Annotated in this window: 23 protein-coding genes; 4 read left to right on the forward strand and 19 right to left on the reverse strand. The window is 46.8% G+C overall.

The window, feature by feature from the left end:
* Positions 1–474: 474 nt before the first annotated feature.
* The 19 genes from glmS to ubiG all read right to left on the reverse strand — a co-directional run bounded on the left by glmS (position 475) and on the right by ubiG (position 20992).
* Positions 475–2304 carry a glutamine--fructose-6-phosphate transaminase (isomerizing) gene (gene glmS / locus HRU42_RS10730; RefSeq protein WP_295031000.1) on the reverse strand — a complete coding sequence of 610 codons (1830 nt, stop codon included), beginning with the start codon at positions 2302–2304 and terminating at the stop codon, positions 475–477.
* A 43-nt stretch (positions 2305–2347) separates the two neighbouring features.
* Complete coding sequence (locus HRU42_RS10735; RefSeq protein WP_295031002.1) at positions 2348–3118, reverse strand: DeoR/GlpR family DNA-binding transcription regulator; 771 nt, start codon at positions 3116–3118, stop codon at positions 2348–2350.
* 203 nt (positions 3119–3321) lie between these two features.
* Positions 3322–5481, reverse strand: a complete 2160-nt coding sequence (locus HRU42_RS10740; protein ID WP_295031004.1) for a TonB-dependent siderophore receptor — start codon at positions 5479–5481, stop codon at positions 3322–3324.
* Positions 5482–5743: 262 nt separating this feature from the next.
* Positions 5744–7126: a bifunctional UDP-N-acetylglucosamine diphosphorylase/glucosamine-1-phosphate N-acetyltransferase GlmU gene (glmU, locus tag HRU42_RS10745; RefSeq protein WP_295031005.1), complete on the reverse strand. Its 1383-nt coding sequence runs from the start codon at positions 7124–7126 to the stop codon at positions 5744–5746.
* A 408-nt stretch (positions 7127–7534) separates the two neighbouring features.
* Entirely contained in the window at positions 7535–7963 is a 429-nt protein-coding gene (locus HRU42_RS10750) for a F0F1 ATP synthase subunit epsilon (RefSeq protein ID WP_295031007.1), read from the reverse strand.
* Positions 7964–8019: 56 nt separating this feature from the next.
* Positions 8020–9396 carry a F0F1 ATP synthase subunit beta gene (gene atpD, locus HRU42_RS10755; RefSeq protein ID WP_295031009.1) on the reverse strand — a complete coding sequence of 459 codons (1377 nt, stop codon included), beginning with the start codon at positions 9394–9396 and terminating at the stop codon, positions 8020–8022.
* Positions 9397–9431: 35 nt separating this feature from the next.
* Complete coding sequence (atpG, locus tag HRU42_RS10760; RefSeq protein ID WP_295031010.1) at positions 9432–10292, reverse strand: F0F1 ATP synthase subunit gamma; 861 nt, start codon at positions 10290–10292, stop codon at positions 9432–9434.
* A 48-nt stretch (positions 10293–10340) separates the two neighbouring features.
* Positions 10341–11882 (reverse strand): F0F1 ATP synthase subunit alpha, encoded by a 1542-nt coding sequence (gene atpA / locus HRU42_RS10765; RefSeq protein WP_295031012.1) that lies wholly within the window; start codon positions 11880–11882, stop codon positions 10341–10343.
* A gap of 14 nt (positions 11883–11896) precedes the next feature.
* A complete protein-coding gene (atpH, locus tag HRU42_RS10770) occupies positions 11897–12430 on the reverse strand; it encodes a F0F1 ATP synthase subunit delta (protein WP_295031013.1) in 534 nt (177 codons plus the stop codon).
* 16 nt (positions 12431–12446) lie between these two features.
* Positions 12447–12917, reverse strand: coding sequence for a F0F1 ATP synthase subunit B (atpF, locus tag HRU42_RS10775; protein ID WP_295031014.1), 471 nt, complete (start codon positions 12915–12917; stop codon positions 12447–12449).
* A gap of 24 nt (positions 12918–12941) precedes the next feature.
* Positions 12942–13199: a F0F1 ATP synthase subunit C gene (gene atpE, locus HRU42_RS10780; RefSeq protein ID WP_295031016.1), complete on the reverse strand. Its 258-nt coding sequence runs from the start codon at positions 13197–13199 to the stop codon at positions 12942–12944.
* Positions 13200–13225: 26 nt separating this feature from the next.
* On the reverse strand, positions 13226–14047 hold the full coding sequence (gene atpB / locus HRU42_RS10785) for a F0F1 ATP synthase subunit A (RefSeq protein ID WP_295031017.1): 822 nt from the start codon (positions 14045–14047) through the stop codon (positions 13226–13228).
* Positions 14048–14059: 12 nt separating this feature from the next.
* The gene (locus tag HRU42_RS10790) at positions 14060–14443 is read right to left on the reverse strand and encodes an ATP synthase subunit I (protein WP_295031019.1); all 384 of its coding nucleotides are present in this window, start codon (positions 14441–14443) and stop codon (positions 14060–14062) included.
* Between the two features lie 224 nt (positions 14444–14667).
* Positions 14668–15555 carry a ParB/RepB/Spo0J family partition protein gene (locus tag HRU42_RS10795; protein WP_295031021.1) on the reverse strand — a complete coding sequence of 296 codons (888 nt, stop codon included), beginning with the start codon at positions 15553–15555 and terminating at the stop codon, positions 14668–14670.
* A 15-nt stretch (positions 15556–15570) separates the two neighbouring features.
* On the reverse strand, positions 15571–16359 hold the full coding sequence (locus tag HRU42_RS10800; protein ID WP_295031023.1) for a ParA family protein: 789 nt from the start codon (positions 16357–16359) through the stop codon (positions 15571–15573).
* Positions 16360–16442: 83 nt separating this feature from the next.
* Entirely contained in the window at positions 16443–17069 is a 627-nt protein-coding gene (rsmG, locus tag HRU42_RS10805; protein ID WP_295031025.1) for a 16S rRNA (guanine(527)-N(7))-methyltransferase RsmG, read from the reverse strand.
* Positions 17070–17188: 119 nt separating this feature from the next.
* Positions 17189–19081, reverse strand: a complete 1893-nt coding sequence (gene mnmG, locus HRU42_RS10810; RefSeq protein ID WP_295031027.1) for a tRNA uridine-5-carboxymethylaminomethyl(34) synthesis enzyme MnmG — start codon at positions 19079–19081, stop codon at positions 17189–17191.
* 458 nt (positions 19082–19539) lie between these two features.
* Positions 19540–19980, reverse strand: coding sequence for an FMN-binding protein MioC (gene mioC / locus HRU42_RS10815; protein WP_295031028.1), 441 nt, complete (start codon positions 19978–19980; stop codon positions 19540–19542).
* A gap of 193 nt (positions 19981–20173) precedes the next feature.
* A complete protein-coding gene (gene ubiG / locus HRU42_RS10820) occupies positions 20174–20992 on the reverse strand; it encodes a bifunctional 2-polyprenyl-6-hydroxyphenol methylase/3-demethylubiquinol 3-O-methyltransferase UbiG (protein ID WP_295031030.1) in 819 nt (272 codons plus the stop codon).
* Between the two features lie 186 nt (positions 20993–21178).
* On the opposite strand from ubiG, the gene HRU42_RS10825 reads away from it, so the two are divergent.
* From HRU42_RS10825 to HRU42_RS10840, 4 genes are all read left to right on the forward strand, one after another.
* The gene (locus HRU42_RS10825; RefSeq protein WP_295031031.1) at positions 21179–21736 is read left to right on the forward strand and encodes an NAD/FAD-utilizing enzyme; all 558 of its coding nucleotides are present in this window, start codon (positions 21179–21181) and stop codon (positions 21734–21736) included.
* Positions 21737–21942: 206 nt separating this feature from the next.
* Positions 21943–23421 carry a c-type cytochrome gene (locus HRU42_RS10830; protein ID WP_295031033.1) on the forward strand — a complete coding sequence of 493 codons (1479 nt, stop codon included), beginning with the start codon at positions 21943–21945 and terminating at the stop codon, positions 23419–23421.
* Complete coding sequence (locus HRU42_RS10835; protein ID WP_295031035.1) at positions 23418–25172, forward strand: cbb3-type cytochrome c oxidase subunit I; 1755 nt, start codon at positions 23418–23420, stop codon at positions 25170–25172. The genes HRU42_RS10830 and HRU42_RS10835 overlap by 4 nt, the downstream gene beginning before the upstream one ends.
* Positions 25172–25852: a cytochrome c oxidase subunit 3 gene (locus tag HRU42_RS10840; protein ID WP_295031037.1), complete on the forward strand. Its 681-nt coding sequence runs from the start codon at positions 25172–25174 to the stop codon at positions 25850–25852. The genes HRU42_RS10835 and HRU42_RS10840 overlap by 1 nt, the downstream gene beginning before the upstream one ends.
* The last annotated feature ends 63 nt before the right edge of the window (positions 25853–25915 follow it).

Below are 25915 nucleotides of genomic sequence, written 5' to 3' on the forward strand. Positions count from 1 at the left end.
ACTGCTAGGATGTGTGCATCATTTACCCAAATCTCAACATAGCGCGTCAGGATATGTTCAACTTCATCAGGGGAATGCGTTATCACTACCATGACTTATAGCCTTAGATCATAATCAGGAATTATTGTTTACCAATTAATCTAAATAAACACAAGATGTTAGTGATGGCATCATAGATAATGCCTATATATAATTTAGTCATGAAAATCTTCCGGATTATCCGGCGTGACTAAAGAAAATCATTCTGTATCAACAGAGTAAGCAGCTGCATCTCGAAGAACAATATCGCTTATCCCAGCCAAAGCAGTTCGGCAAAAGTGCTGAGAGTCACCCTAGGCAAGGTGAGCGGTTTAACGAGGAGGAAGTCGAAGCTGAAAACCTTGAGACTAAAGAGTTCGTTCAGGATAAAAAGCAATTTATAACATTAAAAAACCGCCATTTAGGCGGTTTTTTAATGGTGCTACAGGAGACAAGTTATTCAACCGTCACCGACTTGGCCAAATTACGTGGTTGATCCACGTCTGTACCTTTAATTAGAGCAACATGATACGAGAGTAACTGCATCGGAATAGTATAGATAAGTGCGGCCATAAACTCATCACAGTGAGGCACTTGAATCACCTTCATAGTATCATCAGATTTAAACTCGGCGTCCACATCGGCAAACACATACATCAAGCCGCCACGGGCACGCACCTCTTCGACATTCGACTTAAGTTTTTCTAACAGTTCGTTATTGGGTGCGACCACGATCACCGGCATATCGGCATCGATAAGCGCCAATGGACCATGTTTCAGTTCACCCGATGCATAGGCTTCGGCGTGAATATAGGAGATTTCCTTGAGCTTGAGTGCTCCTTCCATGGCGATGGGGTACTGATCGCCGCGGCCAAGGAAGAGTGCATGATGCTTGTCGGCAAAATCTTCGGCCAGCTCGGCAATAGCGCTATCGAGTCCGAGTGCCTGTTCAACTTTGGCCGGCATAGACTGCAGGCTCTGAGTGATCTTAGCCTGGATATCAGCGGACATGCCATTATGGCGACCGATAACGGCAGTTAGCATAAGCAGGCCGGCTAACTGCACCGTGAAGGCCTTAGTCGAAGCAACACCAATCTCGGCGCCCGCTTTCATCATATAAGCCATATCAGATTCACGTACCAGAGACGATCCAGCTGAGTTGCATATGGTCATGGTGGCCGTGTAACCCATCTCTTTCGCCAGGCGTAATGCGGCCAAAGTATCGGCGGTCTCGCCAGACTGAGAGATGGTCACCAACAAGCTGTTGGGGAACATGTGCGACTTGCGGTAACGGAACTCGGAAGCAATTTCCACGTTACATGACACACCGGCCCAATCTTCTAACCAGTAACGAGCGGCCATCCCCGCATGATAACTAGTACCACAGGCGATGATCTGCACATGCTTAATGTCTTTCAGAAATTCGCTCGCATTGTCACCGAAGGCAGTATCTAATACCTGCTTATTGGCGATACGCCCTTCTATGGTGCGACTCAATGCTAATGGCTGCTCATAGATCTCCTTGAGCATGTAGTGACGATATTCGCCCTTATCACCGGCGTCATGGGTCACATCTGACTCTTTAACCTCACGCTCAACCGCATTGCCATCGACATCATAGATAGCTACGCTACGACGCGTCACTTCGGCTACATCTCCCTCTTCGAGGAAAGAAAAAGAGCGGGTCACGGGGAGGAGTGCCAACTGATCCGAGGCGACAAAGTTCTCACCTAAGCCATAACCGATAACCAGGGGACTACCCGAACGCGCTACTATCATGCGCTCGCCGTCACGGCGGTCGATAACCACAGTGCCGTAGGCGCCTTCCAGCTGTTTAACCGTGACCTGAACCGCAGCCAGCAGAGTCTTATGGGATTTAAGCTCGTGATGAACTAGGTGACAAATAACTTCGGTATCGGTATCCGATGCGAAGCGATAACCTAAGCCTTTTAGCATCTCGCGCAGCTTATTGTGGTTTTCTATGATGCCATTATGCACCACCGCAATATCACCTTGTGACTGATGTGGGTGTGCATTGCGTTCACTGGGCTCACCATGGGTAGCCCATCGAGTGTGAGCGATACCGGTTCCACCGCTTAGCGGCGCAGCGTCGAGTGCACTGGATAACTCTTGCACCTTACCCACGCGGCGAGTACTGCTAAGCTCTGCATTATTAATCACCGCAACACCCGCCGAATCATAGCCGCGATATTCCAGACGACGTAAACCTTCGACCAGTATTTCGGCCACATCTCTTTGCGCTACCGCGCCAACTATTCCGCACATATTGATACCTAATATTTATATAAATTGAACAATTAAAATCGAATTAGCTTGAGTAAGGCGCCACGATAACTCGTACGCCTTGCTCGGAAATTTTTTCAGCAGCCTCATCGGGAAGCTTGTCATCTGTGACTATCACGCTGATATCACTCCAGGGCAATTCCAGGTTAGGAATGCGCCTGCCTATCTTATCGGACTCCAACATGACTATGACTTCACGGGACACCTCGGCCATCACCTTACTGAGTCCGGTTAACTCGTTGAACGTCGTGGTGCCACGTTCGATATCGATACCATCGGCACCGATAAAGAGTTGATCGAAGTTATAGGAGCGTAATACCTGTTCGGCAACCTGGCCTTGAAATGATTCAGAATGCGGGTCCCAGGTCCCGCCAGTCATCAAGAGCGTCGGCTCATACTCTAATTCATGGATCGCGCTGGCCAGTTGCAGGGCATTGGTCATCACCACTAGACCACGTTTACGGCCTAACTCTTGGACTAGACCCGAGGTGGTGCTGCCACTATCTATGATGATGCGATTATGATCTTTTATTAGCCTGGCCGCCGCCTTGGCAATACTCTGCTTATTAGCGGAAATAACTTCTGTGGTCGCTTGAGTCATCTCTCGAGGCACAGATACCGCACCACCATAACGCCTCAACAGCAGGCCAGTTTTTTCTAATGCGCTAAGATCTTTGCGAATGGTGACTTCAGACGTGTCAAAACGTAATGCCAGCTCATCGACACTCACCTCACCATCCTCATTTAAGAGACTGATTATGGTATGACGTCGCTGCTGAGTATTACGTTTAGTCATTAAAGTTTCGCTTAAGTTTCGTTTCGAAAGCAAGATTATAGACAAACGAAACATATTTGCAATCATTAGACAAATTATAGTCAACAAATTCGACTTGCTTGCTGCATTGATAATGACAGCAGACGGGACACACGCCACAATGACCCAAGGCAGCCCATTGGCTGCCTTGGGTCATTACATCTAGGATAGGTAAGGAGTGAAACTTAGAACTTAGCGTGCAGTGCTAGGCCGAAGTGACGTCCTTCACCCACAGTCACATCGGTAGTCGTACCGCCGGCTAGATAGTCTTCATCGAATAGATTCTTAACATTTAAGCGCACGCTAACATCACTGCCCATGACATCCATGGTATAAGCCGCGCCCATATCGAAACGAACATAAGCATCTTTAGTCACAGTATTACTGGTATTAGCGAAACGCTCGCCCACATAGATGGCGCCGAAGTTAAATGCCAGCTTATCTGTCATCTCATAACGGGTCCAAATGTTGGCCGACCACTCGGGGGCATCCACAGGTGTCATTCCATCTAAGTTATCACCTGTTTGATATTCAGCCTCTAGGTACATCATGGAACCGGTCATAAACCAGTTGTCGCTGACCTGACCCTGAGCCCCCATCTCGAAGCCTCTATGATGTTGCTCGCCGCTTTGAGTGGTGATCGTTTGCTTGCCGTCAGGATTATTGGTCTCTAATTGCTGAGTCACAGTAACGTTAGATACGGTAATATCGAACACGGCACCGGTTAATAGTAGGCTGCCATCGAATAACTCCCACTTAGTCCCTATCTCATACTGCTCACCGTACTCAGGATCTAGGTTAACACCATCGTTAACATCTTCTTCATTATTAACAATACCTTGAGGAGTAAAACTCTGAGAGTAATTGACATAGATACTGGCATTTGCCGCCGGCGAGTAGATCACACCAAACTTAGGTGATAGCGCATAGCTATTATTACCCGCACCATCCTTCTTCTGCTCGTCATAACGCATACCGGCCAATAGCTGCCATCGATCGTTAATCGTCATCAGGTCCTGAATATAGAAACCATAATGCTTATATTTTGTTGGAGTGCCAGGCTCTTCAAGCTTGTAATCAAGATCTGGCTTAGGGATCGGCTGACCCGGCATAACCAGCTGGCTGCTACCTTTCATTTTTGTTTGCTGATAAAAGTACTCCAGCATATTAGCACCGAGTAAGAACTGATGATCTAGGCTGCCGGTCGAGAAGTTACCGACAAAATCGATATAACTGGTCTTATGCTGCCAATCATCGTAACGATCGAATGGGCTAACATTGTAACCATACTCATAGGGATCTAGATAATTTCCATCAGCATCTTTTAATTGTGATGGCGAGGAGTCCAGACGCTGACGATTAAACTGCTGCTCGTTATACCCCGCTTTTACCTTCCAGTCGTCGCTGATCTGATAGGTGAGATCCGCGCCCATGTTAGTGATGGTGTTATCGGTGAAGGCCCAAGGTTGATCCCAGATGATGTCTTCGCCACCAATCAGGTCGCCGCTGCTATCTAGCCAACCACCACGGTCGATACCCGTCTTATCTTGGGTATGATCATATTTGAGTGATAACAAGAGATCGTCGCTAATATCGAACTCAAGGTTCAGATAGCCTAACCAACGATCACGCTCCTGGTTAGTACCTTCTTGCCCATCCTCTGCAGAATACGTGCGCCAATATTGGGTGTCTTGCTTAACCAGCACGGTGCGATAACGAATAGTTTGATCTTCATTGAGGCTGCCACCGGCATCGAGCTGAAAACGAGTTGAACCATGCTCATCGGTATCAAATCCAAGATCGAAAACTGTATCATAGGTCGGCTTCTTGGTGACCATGTTGATCAAGCCACCCGGGCCTGACTGACCGTAGAGCATGCTCGATGGCCCCTTAAGCACTTCAACCTGCTGCAGTGTCTCGATAGGCTGCACATAGTGTGACCACTGCTGATGGCCATTGATCAGGTAGCCAGAACCAGAAGACAGTTCGAAACCTCTAATGCTGAATACCTGACGGTTCCACTTCTCTGAGCCGCCAGTGACACTGGAATCGTTTACCAATACTTCAGATAAGTTAGTGGCTAGTTGTTCGTCGGTAATAAAATTGGGAATAACCGCTACAGATTGTGGTGTATCCATAAGGCTTATGTCGCCGCGCATGGCACCGGAAGCGCTGCCAATCTTGTAGTCATTGAAACTACGACCCGTTACCGAGATACGCTCTATCTCTGCGCTAGGTAGTGTTTCTGTCTTCGCCTCTTCGGCAACCGCAGGCACAAGGGTAAGAGCAGAGACAACTGCTACACAAATGGGTGAAGCTCTAAATGAACGGGAATGTAACGACATGGCCAACCTCAAAATGGATATCACGAAAGTTGGCGTAATATAAATAATAATAGTTATTATTTAAGGTTATTTACAGTAATTTACAATACGAGATTAATCATCTCAAACAATTGAAAAGTAACAATATAAAATAAAACATCGACACAACAAAAGTATCAAATTGTATCGCGATACGCTAGACCATTTTACGTATATTTTATCGCGGTTAAAACAAACCAGCGACCCGATTGGGTCGCTGGTCAACACGGGTATTTTAGGCTGTTTATTTAGGCTTCTTTACCGGCCTAACCCAAGCAGATAAGTGGCGCTGCTTTACTCGAGTGATAACCAACTCATTCTCACCCACATCTCGGGTGATAGTAGAGCCAGCACCCAAGGTTGCCCCTTTGCCGATAGTCACAGGGGCAATAAGCTGGGTATCACTGCCGACAAATACATTGTCTTCAATAACCGTGAGATGCTTGTTAGCGCCATCATAGTTACAGGTGATAGTACCAGCGCCTATGTTCACGCCGGCGCCTATCAGTGCATCGCCGATATAGGCCAGATGACCCGCCTTGGAGCCCTCACCTAACACCGCCTTCTTCATCTCAACGAAGTTACCGACATGAGCATCTGTTTTTAACTCGGTTCCGGGACGCAGACGCGCAAATGGCCCCACGCTGGCTTTGACGCCGACCTTAGCACTCTCGACGATAGAATAAGGCTTGATCTCGGCGTTATCGCCAATCTCACAATCGATAAGAATGGCGCCGGCACCGATAGTCACGTTATTGCCTATGCTGACCTTGCCCTCAATGATGACATTGATGTCTATCATCACATCCATTCCCACAGATACATCACCTCGAATGTCGATACGGGCAGGATCTCTTAAATTAGCCCCGGCCAACATCAACTTCTCCGCCTCACGAGCCTGATAGGCACGCTCTAGTTGCGCCAGTTGGACTCGGTTATTGGCACCTTCCACTTCGACAGCCGACTCAGGCTGGGCAGTTGTGATGGCAACACCGTCTTTATGGGCCATGGCGACGATATCGGTCAGGTAGTACTCACCTTGAGCATTATCTGCTGATAACTGTCCAAGCCAAGCTTTAAGTTGCTTGCCTGGCGCCGCCATGATGCCGGTATTGACCTCTTGGATCAGTAACTGCTGCGCATTGGCATCTTTTTGCTCGACGATACCGATAACCTTACCCAGTTCTTGACCTTCACCAGCAGTCCGCACGATACGGCCATAGCCTGTTGGATTAGGCAGGTTTACTGTAAGAATGGCCAGGCCATCGGCTGCACGCGCCATTAATAAATCTTCAAGTGTTTTTGCCTGAATAAGCGGCACATCACCATAGAGGATCAGCACGGTATCATCATCCTCGATATTCGCATTGGCCTGAGCCACCGCATGGCCGGTACCCAACTGCTCGGCTTGAAGCACCCAGTTAAGATTTTGCTCACCTAAGGCACTCTTTAGCATATCCGCACCATAGCCATACACTAACTGGATCCCATCGCAGCCCACGTCATGAGCGGTATCGATAACATGCTGCACCATGCTCTTATGCGCAATAGGGTGTAAGACTTTAGGAAGATCTGAGCGCATGCGGGTTCCCTTGCCTGCGGCCAAAATCACTACGTTCAATGCCATGGAGTTATCCTTGAGCTAATGCTTATCAAAATAATAAAGAAAAATGGGAGGGATAAATTTTCGTGGGGCCGATTTTAACGGAAAAGCGGAGAAGATAGAAGGTAAAGACGACGGCTACGCCTACTCGACGCTTACGAGTAAGCCCGTGGACACCAACAAGTTGGCTCAAGGATAGTAAAACTAAGACGACTACGCCTACTCGTAAGCTAATAGACGCTAACAAGTTGGCTAAACTTATTTGTCATCCTGAAATGGTTTCTGGATGCCGCTTTAATTTAAGCCGAAGCGTGACTTCCGGCCTGAGCCGCAAACACGATAAATGAGGCATCGCTTATAAAATAATTTCAGCTTGCGCAGCAAGCAACAAAAAAGGCGCCCTTAGGCGCCTTTTTTCATCAAACAATAACCTTATCTGGCAAAGTTCTTCTTGATGGTTTCGACAACGCGCAACTGAGCCATAGCCTGAGCTAACTCAACTGCTGCTGCTGCATAGTTGAAGTCGGCGCCCGCTTCGGCCATAGCGGCTTCGGCGTGGCGTTTAGCTTCTACAGCTGCTTGCTCGTCAATTTCATCGGCACGCATAACGACGTCAGCCAATACTGAAACAGAAAAAGGTTGTACTTCCAGGATACCACCCGAAAGGTAGAACACCTCTTCTTTTCCGTCTTGCTTGACGATGCGCGCCATGCCAGGTTTGATATTAGTAAGCAGAGGTGCGTGACCAGGCATAATACCCAACTCGCCTTCTCCACCGGTAACTTGTAGGTGTGCTACAAGACCAGAGTAGATGCTGCTTTCTGCACTTACAATATCGAGCTGTACTGTCATGGCAGCCATCAGTTCTCCTTAAACTAGTACCCTGCACTAACTTTACACTAGTGCAGAACACCTAGTTATATTTTGTTAGCTTTCTCAACGGCTTCGTCGATAGAACCAACCATATAGAACGCTTGCTCAGGAAGATTATCGAACTCACCCTCTAGAATACCCTTGAAGCCACGGATGGTGTCTTTAAGAGAAACGTACTTACCTGGAGAACCGGTGAATACTTCGGCGACGAAGAAAGGCTGTGAAAGATATTTTTCAATCTTACGAGCACGAGCTACGGTAGTCTTATCTTCATCAGATAATTCATCCATACCTAGAATCGCAATAATATCTTTCAGCTCTTTATAGCGCTGAAGTACGGTTTGCACACCGTTAGCAACATCATAGTGCTCTTGACCAACAACCAGAGGATCTAATTGACGTGAAGTCGAATCCAATGGGTCAACCGCTGGGTAAATACCCATAGAAGCGATGTTACGTGACAATACAATAGTCGCATCTAAGTGAGCGAAAGTTGTTGCTGGTGACGGATCCGTTAAATCATCCGCAGGTACGTATACGGCTTGCACAGAGGTAATAGACCCTGATTTAGTCGATGTAATACGTTCCTGAAGTACACCCATCTCTTCAGCCAAAGTTGGCTGATAACCTACCGCTGAAGGCATACGGCCCAGCAGTGCAGATACTTCAGTACCCGCTAAGGTGTAACGATAGATGTTATCAACGAAGAAAAGAACATCTTTACCTTCGTCACGGAATCTCTCAGCCATAGTCAGGCCAGTAAGTGCCACACGTAGACGGTTTCCTGGAGGCTCGTTCATCTGACCATAAACCATGGCCACCTTATCGAGAACACCAGCATCTTTCATCTCGTAGTAGAAATCGTTACCCTCACGAGTACGCTCACCTACACCGGCAAAAACAGATAAACCTGAGTGTGCTTTAGCGATGTTGTTAATAAGTTCCATCATGTTGACGGTCTTACCAACACCAGCACCACCAAACAGTCCAACTTTACCACCCTTAGCAAACGGACAGATAAGGTCAATAACCTTGATGCCTGTCTCTAAGAGTTCAGTCGAGCTTGATTGATCTTCAAATGTAGGAGCTTCACGGTGGATCACATAGCGATCTGTTCCACCGATTGGACCCGCTTCATCAATAGGCTCGCCCAATACGTTCATGATACGGCCTAGGGTCACAGACCCAACCGGAACAGTAATTGGTGAACCTGTATTTGTCACCTCAAGACCACGACGCAGACCATCTGAAGAACCCATGGCGATAGTACGAACTACACCGCCACCGATTTGCTGCTGAACTTCCAGCACCAAGCCTTCACTTTTGATCTCTAGAGCGTCATATATCTGAGGTACAGCATCTTGTGGAAACTCAACGTCCACAACCGCGCCAATAACTTGGACAACAGTACCTGTGCTCATGATTAATCCTCTAAAACTTGTATTCGTTACCTAGCCTAAACGGCAGCGGCACCTGAAACAATTTCCGACAGTTCCTGCGTAATCGCAGCCTGACGGGCCTTGTTATAGACCAACTCCAAGTCAGTGATAAGATCACCGGCATTGTCTGTTGCAGCTTTCATGGCGACCATACGGGCCGCCTGCTCAGATGCAATATTCTCGACAACACCTTGGTAAACTTGAGACTCCACATAACGTACCAGTAATGTATCCAAAAGTTGCTTTGGATCTGGCTCGTATAGGTAATCCCAGCGATGAGATTTCACATCACTTTCTGACTTAGGCAAAGGTAGCAGCTGCTCGATCACAGGCGTCTGACTCATGGTATTAACGAACTTGTTAAATACCACGTACAGACGATCCAGCTTGCCTTCGTTGTATGCTTCTAGCATGACACGTACCGTTCCAATCAGATCTTTCAACGCCGGAGCGTCGCCTAGAGCCGATGCGGAAGCAGATACCTGACCGCCAAAATTATTGAAGAATTGTATGCTACGTGCACCAATGGCGCAGAATTCAACTTCTGCTCCGGCTTCACGTTGCTTCTTCACGTCTGCGACAACCTTCTTGAACAGGTTGACGTTCAGACCACCACAAAGACCACGGTCGGTTGACACAACTATGTAACCAACACGCTTAGCCTCTCTCACTTCCACATATGGATGCTTATATTCGAGAGAACCTTGCGCCACGTGACCGATCACCTTACGCATATTTTCTGCATATGGACGGCTCGCTGCCATGCGCTCTTGTGCTCTACGCATCTTGCTCGCAGCAACCATTTCCATTGCAGACGTGATCTTCTGAGTGTTTTGCACACTCGAGATCTTGGTTTTAATCTCTTTAGCGTTAGCCATCTTTACTCTCCAATCTGGACCTGAGGCGCCTCACGACACCTCTTCTATTTACCAGGTTTGGGTTTCGACGAACTTATCGAGGCCGGCCTTCAACTCACCTTGGATATCGGCATTATAATCGCCAGTATCGTTGATGGTCTTCATCAGGTCAGCATGCTCGCTGTTCATGTATGAGAGCAGAGAAGCTTCGAAATCACCGATTTTATTCAGCGCAACGCTCCGGAGGTAACCTTTTTCAGCTGAGAAAATAGACACAGCTTGGTCGGCAACGCTCATAGGTGCGTATTGCTTTTGCTTCATAAGTTCGGTAACACGCTCACCATGCTCAAGCTGAGCACGAGTTGCCTCATCTAAGTCAGATGCAAACTGTGAGAACGCTGCAAGCTCGCGATACTGTGCAAGTGCGCTACGAATACCGCCTGACAGTTTCTTGATGATCTTAGTCTGAGCCGCACCACCAACACGAGAAACCGAGATACCTGGGTTAACAGCAGGACGTAGTCCAGAGTTAAACAGGTCAGTTTCAAGGAAGATCTGACCATCGGTAATCGAAATTACGTTAGTCGGTACGAATGCAGATACATCACCCGCTTGAGTTTCAATAATAGGTAGAGCAGTCAAAGAACCCGTTCGGCCTTTAACTTCACCTTTAGTGAACTTCTCAACATACTCAACGTTAACACGTGAAGCACGTTCTAACAGACGAGAGTGAAGATAGAATACATCACCTGGGTATGCTTCACGTCCTGGTGGACGCTTAAGCAACAATGAGATCTGACGGTAAGCAACTGCTTGCTTAGAAAGATCATCATAGACAATCAGTGAATCTTCACCGCGGTCGCGGAAGTACTCACCCATTGAACAACCAGCGTATGGAGCCAAGTATTGCAGTGCAGCAGCTTCAGAAGCTGTAGCAACAACAACAATTGTGTTCGCTAATGCGCCGTGCTCTTCAAGCTTACGTACCACGTTAGCAACAGTAGAAGCTTTCTGCCCGATTGCTACGTATACACACTTGATACCAGTATCTTTCTGATTGATGATGGCATCGATTGCTAAAGCGGTTTTACCGATTTGGCGATCACCAATGATCAATTCACGTTGTCCACGACCGATTGGGATCATAGAGTCAACGGCTTTATAACCAGTTTGAACTGGCTGAGATACTGACTGACGTTCAATAACACCTGGTGCGATTACTTCAACAGGAGAGAAACCATCGTTGTCGATAGGTCCTTTTCCGTCGATTGGCTCACCCAATGTGTTGACTACGCGGCCTAATAGACCACGGCCAACTGGGACTTCCAAAATACGACCAGTTGTTTTTACTTTGTCGCCTTCTGCCAAAGTGGCATAAGGACCCATTACTACGGCACCGACAGAATCACGTTCTAAGTTCAACGCGATTGCATAACGGTTACCAGGCAGCTCGATCATCTCACCCTGCATCACGTCGGCAAGGCCGTGGATGCGAATGATGCCGTCACTTACTGCAACGATAGTACCTTCGTTGCGAGCTTCACTAACGACTTCGAACTGCTCGATCCGCTGTTTAATCAGATCGCTGATTTCAGTGGAATTCAGTTGCATGCTTAAACTCCCAATTACGATTGCAGCATATCAGACAGACGCGAAAGTTTTCCGCGAACCGAGCCATCTATGACTAGGTCTCCTGCCGTGATAATTACACCAGCAATAAGGCTGGTATCTATGCTGCAATTAAGCTTAACTTTGCGTGCTAGACGTTTCTCTAAAGAAACACTAATGTCCTGTTGCTGAACTGAAGTAAGCTCAATCGCTGAAACTACATTAGCTTCAATCTCTTTTGCCCATTCATGTTTCATCTCAACAAATAGTTGAAATACAGCAGGTAGCGTTCCTAAACGACCGTTTTCAGCCATTACCTTTAACAGGTTTTGAACTTGCACATTGATCTGCTCACCACAAACTCCGATAAAGAGTTCGGCCAGTTTATCACTGGATAGAGCGCCAGATAGCAGAGGCTTAATGGTGTCGTTTTCACTGACCATAGCCGCGAAGTTAAGCATTTCTGCCCAACTGTCTACTGCATCTTTTTCAATGGCAAAATCAAAAGCTGCCTTTGCGTAAGGACGAGCGATGGTAGTTATTTCAGCCATAACTCAAACTCCTTATTTAAAGTTCAGCAACTAGTTTATTAACTATGTCACTGTGGGCGGCTTCATCAATCGAACGTTCAAGAATCTTCTCTGCACCTATGATGGCAAGAGCAGCTACTTGCTTGCGCAAGTCTTCTTTAACGCGATTACGTTCAGCTTCAATTTCTGCTTGACCCTGAGCGATGATTTTCGCACGCTCAGTATCTGCTTCGGCTTTTGCTTCATCGATGATCTGAGCTTTGCGTTTGTTCGCTTGCTCAATGATCTCGTTAGCAGTAGCTTTGGCTTCTCTTAGCTGGCCAGTGGCTTTCGCCTGAGCCAACTCAAGATCTTTCGCAGCTCGATTAGCATCAGCTAGACCGTCGGCTATCTTTTTCTGGCGCTCTTCGATGGCATTAATCAAAGGCGGCCAAACAAACTTCATGCAGAACCACACGAAGAGAGCAAAAGAAATAGCTTGACCTAGCAGGGTAGCGTTAATATTCATAACTACAACTCCTTTTACAGGGTGCTATGAGCCAAGTTGAGTTAAGAATGGGTTAGCGAATACGAAGAATAGTGCAACACCAACTGCTATCATAGATATCGCATCAAGTAGACCCGCTACGATAAACATCTTAGTTTGAAGTACTGGAGCAAGTTCAGGCTGGCGAGCAGAAGCTTCCAAGAACTTACCACCTAAGATAGCGAAGCCAATCGCTGTACCTAGTGCAGCTAGACCAATCATTATAGCAACCGCTATTGCAGTAAAGCTAATTACAGTTTCCATTTTATCTCCGAAAAATAACTAATTTATTAATGTTCTTCATGTGCCATGCTTAGATAAACAATCGTCAGCATCATGAAAATAAAGGCCTGTAGCACAATAACCAAAATATGGAATATAGCCCATGGCACTGAAAGTGCGAACTGAACCCACCAAGGCATAAGTGCAATCAGAATAAAGATCAACTCACCTGCATACAGGTTACCAAACAGACGAAGTGATAATGAAATCGGCTTCGCTATCAAAGTCACTGTTTCCAATACCAAGTTAACTGGAATCAGTGCCCAATGATTGAAAGGTTTCAATGTCAGCTCTTTAGTAAAGCCTCCAAAGCCCTTAACTTTAATACTATAAAAAACAATCAAAACCAACACACTCAAGGCTAGGCCAAGGGTTATGTTCAAGTCTGTTGTTGGTACAATTTTAAGGTAAGGAACACCTAATAATCTGTTTGCGGCTTCAGGGATAAAGTCAACAGGGATTAAGTCCATTACGTTCATCAGAAAAATCCAGACGAAAATAGTCAGAGCTAGTGGTGCGATGACAGCGCTACGTCCATGAAATGATTCTTTAACGATGCGATCGACCGATTCCACGCACATTTCAACAAAACATTGAAAATTACCTGGAACTCCAGTTGTTGCTTTTTTTCCTACTTTATAGAATGACCATAAAAATAGAACCCCAAGACCTACTGAAAACAAAAGCGAGTCAATATGCAAACTCCAGAATCCAGCATCTTGACACGCATAGTTAAATGCAACTTCGCCATCGGCTAAGCACATTACTGCATTTGTCAGGTGATGCTGGATGTAATCTGAAGCATTTAATGCTTCACCAGATGTTGCCATGATTTATCTCACTTAATTTTGCTTGAAATATAAAGAAACTTTCCAAGGTACAGTTACCCCTAGCGCATAACTGATAAAAAAGGGCAAAAACCCAATTTTAAACAAGCTAAACGTTAGCGAAAAAAATACGATGGTTAAAAGAAACTTTATAGCTTCCCCCCAGTAAAAAGTCTGCATGACTTTTGCTGTTGAACTCGCTCCCATATGGGAGAAAGCGAAGGTCGCAAATACAAAATTAGGGAGTACAGCAATAGCACCACCTGCCAAGGCAGATAGACCATACTGTTCCCCCCACAGAGCGAAAAAGAAAACCGAAGTTCCCCCAGCCACCGCCGCCTGTATCAAAACCAATTTATAGGCAGACCACCGGCCACGACGTGCTAAAATGTTACTCAATTCATCTTCTCCGCATTTATACTTTTCGTTTCGATGACCGGACTACATAAACCCGGTCGATGACGATGGACAAAAAGCTTGCGAAAGTATACCGTTTCGGGCCTTCAAAGCAAGTTTAAGCTGAGGAAAATCGACTCTTTTAACGTGATCTAGCGCCAAATATGTAAAAAGCCAAATTTAACACATGTCACAAAATTACATAATATGACGTTAACTTGGGATTTTTAGTGGATTTTATTGATTATACCGTCTAATTCAGCGAGATCCTGATAATTAATTACCAGTTTGCCCTTACCTTTTTTATTATGGCTAATTGAAACCTTGGCACCTAATCTTTCGACTAATAGGCCTTCTAGACGGGTGACATCGTGATCTTTTACTGGTTTACCTGCAACTTCAGGTTGGCTTAAGGTTTTATTAACTAATCGTTCAGTTTCACGAACGGTTAATTCTTTTGCTGCGACTAATCTGGCAATATTTGTTTGCTCATCGCCCTCGATGGCGAGTAATGCTCTGGCATGTCCCATGTCGATGTCACCGTATTCTAACATGCGTTTTACCGGCTCATTGAGACCGTTGAGACGCAGTAAATTAGACACTGTCGCGCGAGACTTGCCCACCGCGGTGGCAATTTGTTGATGAGTCAGTTCAAATTCGCGCATTAATCGCTCTAATGCAATCGCTTCTTCCATCGCATTGAGGTCTTCTCGCTGAATATTTTCGATTAACGAGATGGCAATGGCGGCTTCATCAGCCACCTGCTTGACGATACAGGGCACCTTATCCAGCTTAGCTATTTGAGCCGCACGCCAGCGACGTTCGCCGGCGATGATCTCATACATGGACGCTGAAACTTTACGCACCACAATAGGCTGAATGATGCCTTGAGCCATTATCGACTCGGCGAGCTCTTCGAGCGCCTCGGTTGACATATCTTTACGCGGTTGATACTTACCAGGCTGCATCAAGTCTATGTGCAGCATTAACAGATCATCTGTTTTAGCTGTTACTCCGGCAACTTCTTCAGCTGAATACAGTTTATTACTTGCCGCATGGCTAGTACTGAGTAATGCATCCAGACCCTTACCCAGTCCACGTTTTTTCAATGTCATTTCCACTGCCTTTATTTAAGCTTGTTCTAGCTCTTGATGCTGTTCTGCTCTGCGAATTATTTCGCCGGCCAGGGCTAAATAAGCCTTAGCGCCGGCACTCGATTTGTCGTAATACATGGCCGGAGCACCAAAGCTAGGCGCCTCAGCCAGTCTGACATTTCTTGGAATGACGGTACGATACACTTTTTCGCCGAAATGCTGTTTGAGCTGATCGGATACATCATTAGATAGACGATTTCTGGGGTCGTACATGGTACGCAGTATCCCTTCGATATGAAGACCTGGGTTGACCATGGCGCCAATCTTAGTGATGGTGTCCATAAGGGCCGTTAAGCCCTCCAGTGCATAATATTCACACTGCATGGGAACCAGAATAGAATCGGCAGCCGACATGGCATTCACAGTTAGCATGTTCAATGAGGGGGGACAATCGATAAAGATGTAGTCGTAATCGTCTTTAATCGGTGCTAATGCATTTCTTAATCTAATCTCACGGGCGAAAAACTCCATTAACTTGATCTCAGCCGCAGTAACGTCACCGTTACCCGCGATCAGATCATATTTTCCGCTGGTATTTCTATAGACAACTTCATCGAAAGGCTTTTCATCGACTAACAACTCATAAGCGGTATTCTCGACACTGTACTTGTCGATACCACTTCCCATGGTCGCATTACCCTGAGGATCGAGATCAATTAACAGCACCTTGCGCTTTGTGGCGGCCAAAGATGCTGCTAAGTTGACACAAGTTGTTGTTTTTCCGACGCCACCTTTCTGGTTAGCCACGGCAATCACTTTACCCACAATACCATCCTGTATGTCGCGTATACGTTATCGACGCAATTGAATCCAATACCAAATTGCTTGAATCACTGAAAGAAAGCAACTTAAACACTATTTTTAACGACTCTTAGCAGGTGTCTCTGTTCATCCAGACGGGGGATACTCAGCTCGATGACATCTGTGAGCTCGTAACCCTGAGGAATTTTTGTCATTTCATCTGCGGCCAATTGCCCCTTGAGTGCGTAGTAACAACCATTCTCCGCCGGCAGGTGATGACACCAGTGCAACATGTCTTCGATAGAGGCGAAGGCTCGACTGAGCACGCCATCAAATTTTTCTTCAGGTACATAGGCTTCGACTCGACTCTCTACAGAGCTGATGTTATCGATACCCAGATCGAACTGAACCTGCTTCTGGAAGCGAATTCGCTTACCTAGGCTATCCAATAACACAAAATGTTTATCTGGATTCATTATCGCCAACGGGATGCCGGGTAAACCCGGTCCGGTGCCAACATCGATGAAGCGTTCACCCACCAGATGTGCCGACACAGCGAGACTATCCATGATATGCCTGATCAGCATCTGCTCGGGATCTCTAACCGATGTCAGGTTATATGCCTTATTCCACTTGTCGAGCATCTCAACAAATCCAACCAGCTGTTGCTTCTGCTGCTCGGTGGCAGTCAAATTCATTTCAGCTAGATATTCATCTAATAGGGCTGATAACACGGGATTAATCCTTAATAACAAACTTAAATCGGCATGAACAGGCTATTATGAAGCCGTCAAAACAGTAAGGGAAGCCTTTAGCGCTTCCCTTAGTAACAATTCATCAAAAAGAGTAAAATTTACGAGGCTTTTCTACGAAGTAAACCACGTCGCTTCAGATGCACTAATAAAATCGAGATAGCGGCGGGGGTCATTCCCGAAATTCTCGACGCCTGACCTATGGTTTCAGGCTTATGTTCATTCATCTTAGCGATCACTTCATTGGACAATCCCGGCACTTCCTGATAATCCAGATCTAACGGCAGTCCGGTAGTCTCATGTTTAAGTGCCTTGTCTATCTCATCTTGCTGACGCTGAATATAACCAGAATATTTAATCTGGATCTGTACTTGTTCAGCGGCGCGTTGATCTTCGAGTCCCGGACCGAAGCCTTCGAGTCTCATTAATTTAGGATAATCCATCTCAGGGCGGCGAAGCAGATCTTCGAAAGACGCTTCTCGAGAAATTGGCGTATTCAACTCAGGGTTTAACACATCCAACAGCGGCGAATTAGGGTGAACCCATAAGCCTCTTAAACGTTGTAACTCCAGCTCGATAGATTCACGCTTCTCACTGAACTTACTCCAGCGGTTATCATCGACCAAGCCAAACTCGCGGGCTTTCTCGGTCAGACGCAGATCCGCATTATCTTCACGCAACAATAAACGATACTCGGCGCGGCTGGTGAACATGCGGTAAGGCTCTTTGGTGCCAAGAGTCGAAAGATCGTCAACCAAGACGCCTAGATACGCCTGATCACGACGTGGAGCCCAGGATTCTTTACCCTGAACCTGCAAAGATGCATTCATACCGGCCAATAATCCTTGAGCAGCAGCTTCTTCGTAACCTGTTGTACCGTTGATCTGTCCGGCAAAGAAGAGTCCGCCGATCGCTTTAGTCTCTAAAGAGTTCTTCAGATCCCTAGGATCGAAGTAATCATATTCGATAGCGTAACCAGGACGAATGATCTGTGCATGCTCCATTCCCTTGATCGATCTAACCAGATCCAGTTGTACATCGAAAGGCAGACTGGTTGAAATCCCATTGGGATAGATCTCATTGGTATTGAGTCCTTCAGGCTCGATAAATATTTGATGAGATGTCTTGTCGGCGAAGCGATTAATCTTATCTTCGATAGAAGGGCAATAACGTGGACCTATGCCTTCGATAACCCCTGAATACATAGGGCTACGGTCTAGACCAGCGCGAATAATATCATGGGTACGCTCATTGGTATGGGTCACATAACAAGAGATTTGCCGAGGATGATCTTTCACATCACCGATAAACGACATCACAGGCAGTGGCGTATCGCCTTTCTGCTCGGCCATAAGATCGAAATTTATGCTATTGGCATCGACTCTAGGTGGTGTCCCAGTCTTCAAGCGACCAATACGGATCGGTAACTCACGTAAACGATCGGCGAGGGCGATCGATGGCGGATCACCGGCTCGTCCGCCGCTGTAGTTTTGCAATCCTATGTGGATCTTACCACTGAGAAAGGTGCCTGCAGTCAAGACAACGGTGGGCGCTTCGAATGCGAGTCCCATCTGAGTGACAACGCCGGTGATACGGCCATTTTCAACAATCAGGTCATCGACGCCTTGCTGAAACAATCTTAAATTCGGTTGGTTTTGCAGTATTTGTTGGATCTTAGCTCGGTAGAGTGCTCTATCGGCTTGGGCTCGAGTGGCTCTAACCGCGGGTCCCTTGCTCGAGTTGAGAGTTCGAAATTGAATACCTGCAAAGTCAGTGGCAACAGCCATGGCTCCGCCCATTGCATCGATCTCTTTTACCAGGTGCCCCTTGCCGATCCCGCCGATCGCTGGATTACAGGACATCTGTCCTAAGGTATCGATGTTATGCGTCAACAACAGGGTGTTAGATCCCATTCTTGCTGCGGCCAGCGCGGCTTCCGTACCGGCATGACCACCACCAACAACAATTACATCGAACCGTTCATGAAAATGCATTACAAAACCTTAAATTAAAACTGACGTCGATAAAGAACTAATGTGAATTTGAGGTGCATATTTTAGCACCTGATTGACCCAAGGTGAAAGATCATTTTCGATCGTTTTATCTTGAGAGGATCTGCTTAATAGATCTTAAGATCTTTATATAGATCCTTTATTATTGTTATTATTAAGGGAGCGATCTTCTGTGGGTAACCGCTTTTTTCCTTTATCATTCATGAGTTAGCGAGGATCAGATCCTGTGATCTTAGTATGATCAAACTAGGATAAGCCTGTGGGTAGATCGACCACTTATCCACAGGGTGGATCCTTGACCGGATCGGACCTTGAGTAATGCAGAGCTTAACCAGAAGAAAATAATAGGTTATCCACATATTTATCCTTTTAGATCGTAAATTGTGGATAAGTTAGATCTAATCTGTGAATTGATCCTTAACTTATCCTCGAAAAAGATCTTAAAGACGATCTTGCCATTGCTCTAACCAAGCCAGAGCGGGATCTTCTGGCACATGATCCTTCTGCACATCGATCTGGATCTTATCCACATAGACTTGTGCACCGCAACTCTCCAATGCTCGAGCTAATTTTTCCGGTCCCTGACAGAAAGTGTCGTAACTCGAATCCCCGATCGCACAAATCGCATATTTAGTGCCGCTAAGATCGGGTTTTTGAGACAAGATCTCCGCTAAAAATGGCATTATATTGTCCGGAAGATCCCCTGCACCGTGTGTCGAAGAGACTACCAACCACAAGGATTTTGGGTCTAGATCGGTGAATTTAGGGGTCATATGTATGACATTTTCATGGCCTAATCCGCTTAGAACTGCCGAAAATTCGTCGGCTACGTACTCAGCATTACCCAGAGTTGTGCCTACTAATATGTCTATTTTTGCCATCTGGTGTCCTTATACTTACTGCTAAACAGCTTATTGATGTCTTTTTAACGTGATGAAATGACCAAGTTTGACTCTATAACTGGCCAGAGATGCTTGGCTATTGGCTTTAATAGTAAGTGAAAAGCCTGCTTGGATCTTGCTACTTAGTGGGATTTACATCTGAAATTTCGCCGATTATGACTCATAGCCTGAACTAAACTGATGAGATTTCTGCTGGTTTTGCAGCGAAAAGTAAGTAGTTAACCTTAGTATTCTGGTTGATACTCCAATGTTTAGTGAAAGGGTTAAACGTCATGCCTGCCACATTTATGGTCTCGAGACCTTGTTTCGAGATCATGGCCGATATCTCTTGGGGTTTAACGAAGTAGCGCCATTCATGGGTGCCTATAGGCAGATACCTCATGACATATTCGGCGCCAATGATGCCGACTATATAAGAGGTTATGGTTCGATTTAGGGTCGCCATTACCAATAAACCACCGGGTTTGAGTAGCCTACAGCAGGTCTCTATTAATCCTTGTTGATCGGCGACATGCTCTATGACTTCGGTATTAAGTACGATGTCGTACAAGTATATTTCGGTTTTATCTTCAAGATCACTGGCTAAACAATGAAGGTAATTGACTGATATATAATTTGTTTGCGCATGTTGGCTAGCGACTAATATGTTGTGCTCGCTGGCATCTATCCCAGTGACATCTGCACCAAGTTTGGCTAAAGGCTCACATAGGAGTCCGGCACCACAGCCTATATCGACCAAGCTAAGGCCAGTCAAAGGGGCTGGCTGATTAAGATCGCGACCTAAGTGCTGAGCTATCATCTTCTTGATGGCGATTAATCTCGTCTGGTTAAACGCCAATATCTGTTTGAATTTCCCCTTGGGATCGCGCCACTCTTTGGCTAAGCGATCAAACTTAGCTATTTCTTCTGTCGTATCAAGGCCCGTACTGTGACGGGAGGTTAACTTGCTTCTGTCTAACACAATATTCTGCTCAACATTAACTAATAACATGATTATACCAAGTCTTGGTCTTGCTATTAATACCTTGTCCCAGCTGACTATCCGCTCAATTGCACATATTAGCGAATAATGAATCACTGCTATACTTGAAATATTAACTCAGGCTGTTTTCATTACTGCGATGCCAGAACAAGGCATCAGCTAAAGGATGAAAAAATTTATTGTGAGGGTAAGGGCATGTTAAGACATTACTTTATTAGCAGCGATCTCGACGATCTGGAGAAGGTTGAACAGGAACTCGAGGCCGAAGGGATCACTGAACCCCAGATACATATATTGAGTGAGAAAGATGCCGATGTCGAAAATCATCATCTGCATGAAGTCGAGCCTGTGCTAAAGCTGGATGTGGTACATTCGACTGAAATTGGCGCCGTGATAGGCTTTGTTATCTCAGCCGCGACCCTGATGTTGGCCTATGAGATGGGTTGGACCCGGAGTGCTGCGGGTTGGCTACCGTTTATATTTCTAGCCATAGTGATACTGGGTTTCTGTACCTGGGAAGGTGGCTTCATCGGTATACAAAAAACCAATATACATTTCGAACGATTTCAGGAGTTACTGCATAAGGGTAAGCATGTGCTATTTGTCGATGTTGACCCAAATCAGGAGCCTATCTTTGCCAAGATCATCAATGCTCACCCCAAATTAGAGCCCGCGGGGCTGGGATCGGCGACTCCACATTGGGTGGTTCGCTGGCAAGATAAGTTCCACAGTTTTATGAAGACCATGCCCTAAACCATAAGAGTTATCTCTATTCCAAGGCGCCTTTCTGGCGCTTTTTTTATTGCCGCTGTTTAGCCCGAGATAAGGAGATAATGCCAAACATGGTCTATGTTAATAAGTAGTTGGAGAAAACTGAATTATCTGATTACTTTTAGTCTGGTCACTACACATCTGCACTTCGCAGGCGTGTGAGGCTAGATTTTATAGGGATGGGTGGCATGGCTATAGCGGTTGTTATCCTGTTATTAGTACTGGTATCTGTGGTATTTCACTTCGCAAGTCCTTGGTGGTTTACTCCGATCGCGTCCAACTGGACCGCCATCGACGATACTATCACGCTTACCTTCTGGGTCACTGGCATCGTCTTTATCGCGGTCAATGGCTTCCTCGCGTATTGTGTTTTTCGCTTTCGTTTCGATAAAAACAAACGTGCCGATTATGAACCCGAGAATAAAAAACTCGAAATTTGGCTAACCGTGTTCACGACTATTGGAGTGGCTGCCATGCTTGCCCCTGGCTTGGTCGTCTGGGGGGAGTTTGTCACTGTGCCCGATGATGCCAAGACATTCGAGGTCGTGGGGCAGCAATGGCATTGGAGCTATCGATTACCCGGTAAAGACGGCGTACTCGGTCAAAGTGCCGTTGACTTGATGGATGAGAAAAACCCGTTCGGCCTCAATCCCGATGATATCCATGCCCAAGACGACATTTTGATCCCCAGTAACGTGATGCATATCTTGCTCGATCAGCCGGTAAAGGTACTGATGCGCTCTAAAGATGTATTACATAACTTCGCGGTGCCGCAATTTAGGGTCAAGATGGATCTGGTGCCCGGAATAGAGACCTACCTCTGGTTTACACCAACCAGGCTCGGTCGTTTCGAGATGTTGTGCGAGGAGTTATGCGGCATGGCTCACTACACCATGCGCGGCCAGATCGTGGTGGACACGGCTCAAGACTACCAAGTCTGGTTGGATAAACAGTTCACCTTCAGAGAATCACTCGATGCCCCCGCTGGGGATCTGCAGCTAGGTAAAAAATTATATGCCAGCTGCGCCGCCTGCCATGGCAATGATGGTCAGGGCAATGAAACGCTCAATGCACCTATGCTGGCGGGTCAGTCTGCCTGGTATTTAAGCCGCCAGCTTCACTATTATAAGACTCAGGTTCGCGGTAGCCATCAGCAGGATATTTACGGTCAACAGATGGCTGCTATGGCCAATACCTTGGTCGATGCCAAGGCGATAAAAGATGTCACCGCTTATATCGCATCCTTGCCAGCGCTGGCTATCTTTCCTAGGGCGGTGAATAGCGGCCCTCTGGCTCGATCCATCGCCAGTGGGCAGCGGCTATTTACCAACTGTGCATACTGCCATGGTGACAAGGCTCAAGGTAAGTTTGCCCTCAATGCTCCCAGATTAGCGGGGCAACATGCCTGGTATCTCAAGCGTCAGTTACAACATTATCGCGCCAGCATTCGCGGTGCTCATCGTGAAGATCTCTACGGCACTCAGATGATTTTGATGTCGCGATTACTGCAGAACGAGCAAGCCATAGATGATGTGATTGCCTATATCTCTAGGTTAAAGCCGACTGCTGATGCCGATTTTTACCCATCGTCGAGCAGGGCGGTGAGCGCAACAGGATCTCCGAGCATCACAGGCCAGAGTCATAGCACACAGGAGGTGAGCCGATGAATTATACCGCCATTGTCGATCAAGCCGACGAGTCCCATCATCCCACCAGCTTTATGGCTAAGTATATCTGGAGCCAAGATCATAAGGTCATCGCCATCCAGTATTCCATCACGGCTCTCTTCGTTGGCTTAGTCGCCTTGGCGTTGTCGGCTATGATGCGTTTGCAGCTAGGCTTTCCCGATAGTTTCTCCTTTATCGATCCCAGTAGTTACCTGCAGTTTGTCACCATGCATGGCATGATCATGGTGATCTATCTGCTCACCGCCTTACTGCTCGGCGGCTTCGGTAACTATTTGATCCCCTTGATGGTGGGTGCCAGGGACATGGTATTTCCCTACCTTAATATGCTCAGTTACTGGACCTATTTACTCGCGGTCATCGTCCTGCTGGCGAGTTTCTTCGTTCCCGGAGGCCCGACTGGTGCAGGCTGGACCCTGTATCCACCGCAAACTATCTTACCCGGCACCCCGGGAAACGATGGCGGTATCATCTTGATGTTGGTGTCTCTGGCGATATTTATCGTCGCCTTCACCATGGGGGGACTCAACTACGTCACCACCATATTGCAGGCTCGTGCTAGAGGCATGACCTTGATGCGCATGCCACTAACGATATGGGGGATCTTCACCGCCACCATCTTAGGCCTGTTGGCATTTCCGGCACTATTGGTGAGTGCCATCATGATGATGCTAGATAAGTTAGTGGGAACCAGCTTCTTCATGCCCGCCATCTTATCTCTGGGTGAGCCTCTCAATTACACCGGCGGCAGTCCGGTTTTGTTTCAGCATCTGTTTTGGTTTTTCGGTCATCCTGAAGTCTATATTGTGGCGCTGCCGGCCTTTGGCATGGTGTCCGATGTGATTGCGACCCATGCCAGAAAAAACATCTTCGGCTATCGCATGATGGTGTGGGCCATAGTCGCCATTGGTGGTCTGAGTTTTGTCGTCTGGGCACACCACATGTATGTCAGTGGCATGAATCCCTATTTTGGTTTCTTCTTTGCCACCACCACCTTGATTATCGCCATTCCCACGGCGCTTAAGGTCTATAACTGGTCCTTGACTCTGTGGCGGGGCAACATACATATGACAGTGCCGATGATGTTCGCCATCGGTTTCATCTTCACCTTTACCCACGGCGGATTAACCGGACTGTTTCTCGGTAATGTGGTGGTCGATTTGCCCTTGTCTGATACCTACTTTGTGGTGGCTCATTTTCATATGGTGATGGGGGTTTCGCCTATCATGGTGCTGTTCGCCGCCATCTATCATTGGTTCCCTAAGGTCACTGGACGTTTCCTGCATAGGGGTCTGGGTAAGTTTCATTTCTGGATGACCTTCATCGGCACGTATTCTATCTATCTGCCCATGCATTACTTGGGGTTTCTCGGGGTACCGCGGCGATACTTTGCCATGGGGCCAACCGAGTTTATCCCTGAGTCGGCCCAATCCCTCAATGCCAGTATCACCATATCAGCACTGATTGTCGGCGTGGTGCAGCTGATATTTCTGTTCAACATCATCTGGAGTACCTTTAAGGGCAAAAAATCCGGCCCTAACCCCTGGAATGCCACCACGCTGGAGTGGCAAACCGAATATACACCGCCAAGACACGGCAACTGGGGGGACAAGATCCCTGTGGTTTATCGTTGGGCCTACGATTACAGCGTACCTGGGGTGAAGGCCGACTTCATTCCGCAGAATGTCTCGCCGGAAGAGGTCGAGATGATGGATGATAAGGGAGGCGCTTGATGAGCATTTTCAGCACGCTTACTGAGAAACCTTGGTTGGCCCAGTCTACGGCAGCATTGGATCAGGAGTTAATCGACTATCAAGCGGGTTCTCCCGGCAAGACTGGGCTTAAATTTTTCATCGCCGTGGTCACAGTCATCTTCTTCCTGTTTAGCGTGACTTATCTGTCGCGTTCTCAATATGCCGACTTCCAGGCCCTGGGTGGTGAGCCCTGGTCACCTCTGTATCAACCTCTCTGGTTATGGGTTAATACGGGCTGCTTGTTGATGGCTAGCCTGAGTCTGCATCTTGCTGTCGGCCAGGTGAGCGAAGATAAGCTCAACAGATTACTGGGTCTGCTGACCCTGAGCGTTATTTTTTCCCTCTTGTTCATATTCGGTCAGTGGAGCGTATGGCAACAGCTGAGCCTGCAAGGTTTTGTTATCAACTCTAATCCGGCCAACAGCTATTTTTATATGCTAACCGCAATTCATGGTCTGCACTTGTTGGGCGGTTTATTTGCTTTGGCTCGGGTGCTGATTATTTTTAGCCGCAGGGTGAAGCTGGATATATTGCAGCCAAGCTTAGTCTTATGCGCCTGGTATTGGCATTACCTCTGCTTGCTCTGGTTGTTTATCTTCGCCTTGCTGACCGCCTCACCCAGTACCTATAACACCATCGCAGCCTGGTGTGGCTTGTAGCAATCAACACATGAGCATCGAGATAAACAACAAAAACTAGCCTGATGTGGCTTGTAGGACTCG

Origin of the sequence: Shewanella sp. (assembly GCF_013214165.1) — a bacterium.
GTDB lineage: Bacteria > Pseudomonadota > Gammaproteobacteria > Enterobacterales > Shewanellaceae > Shewanella.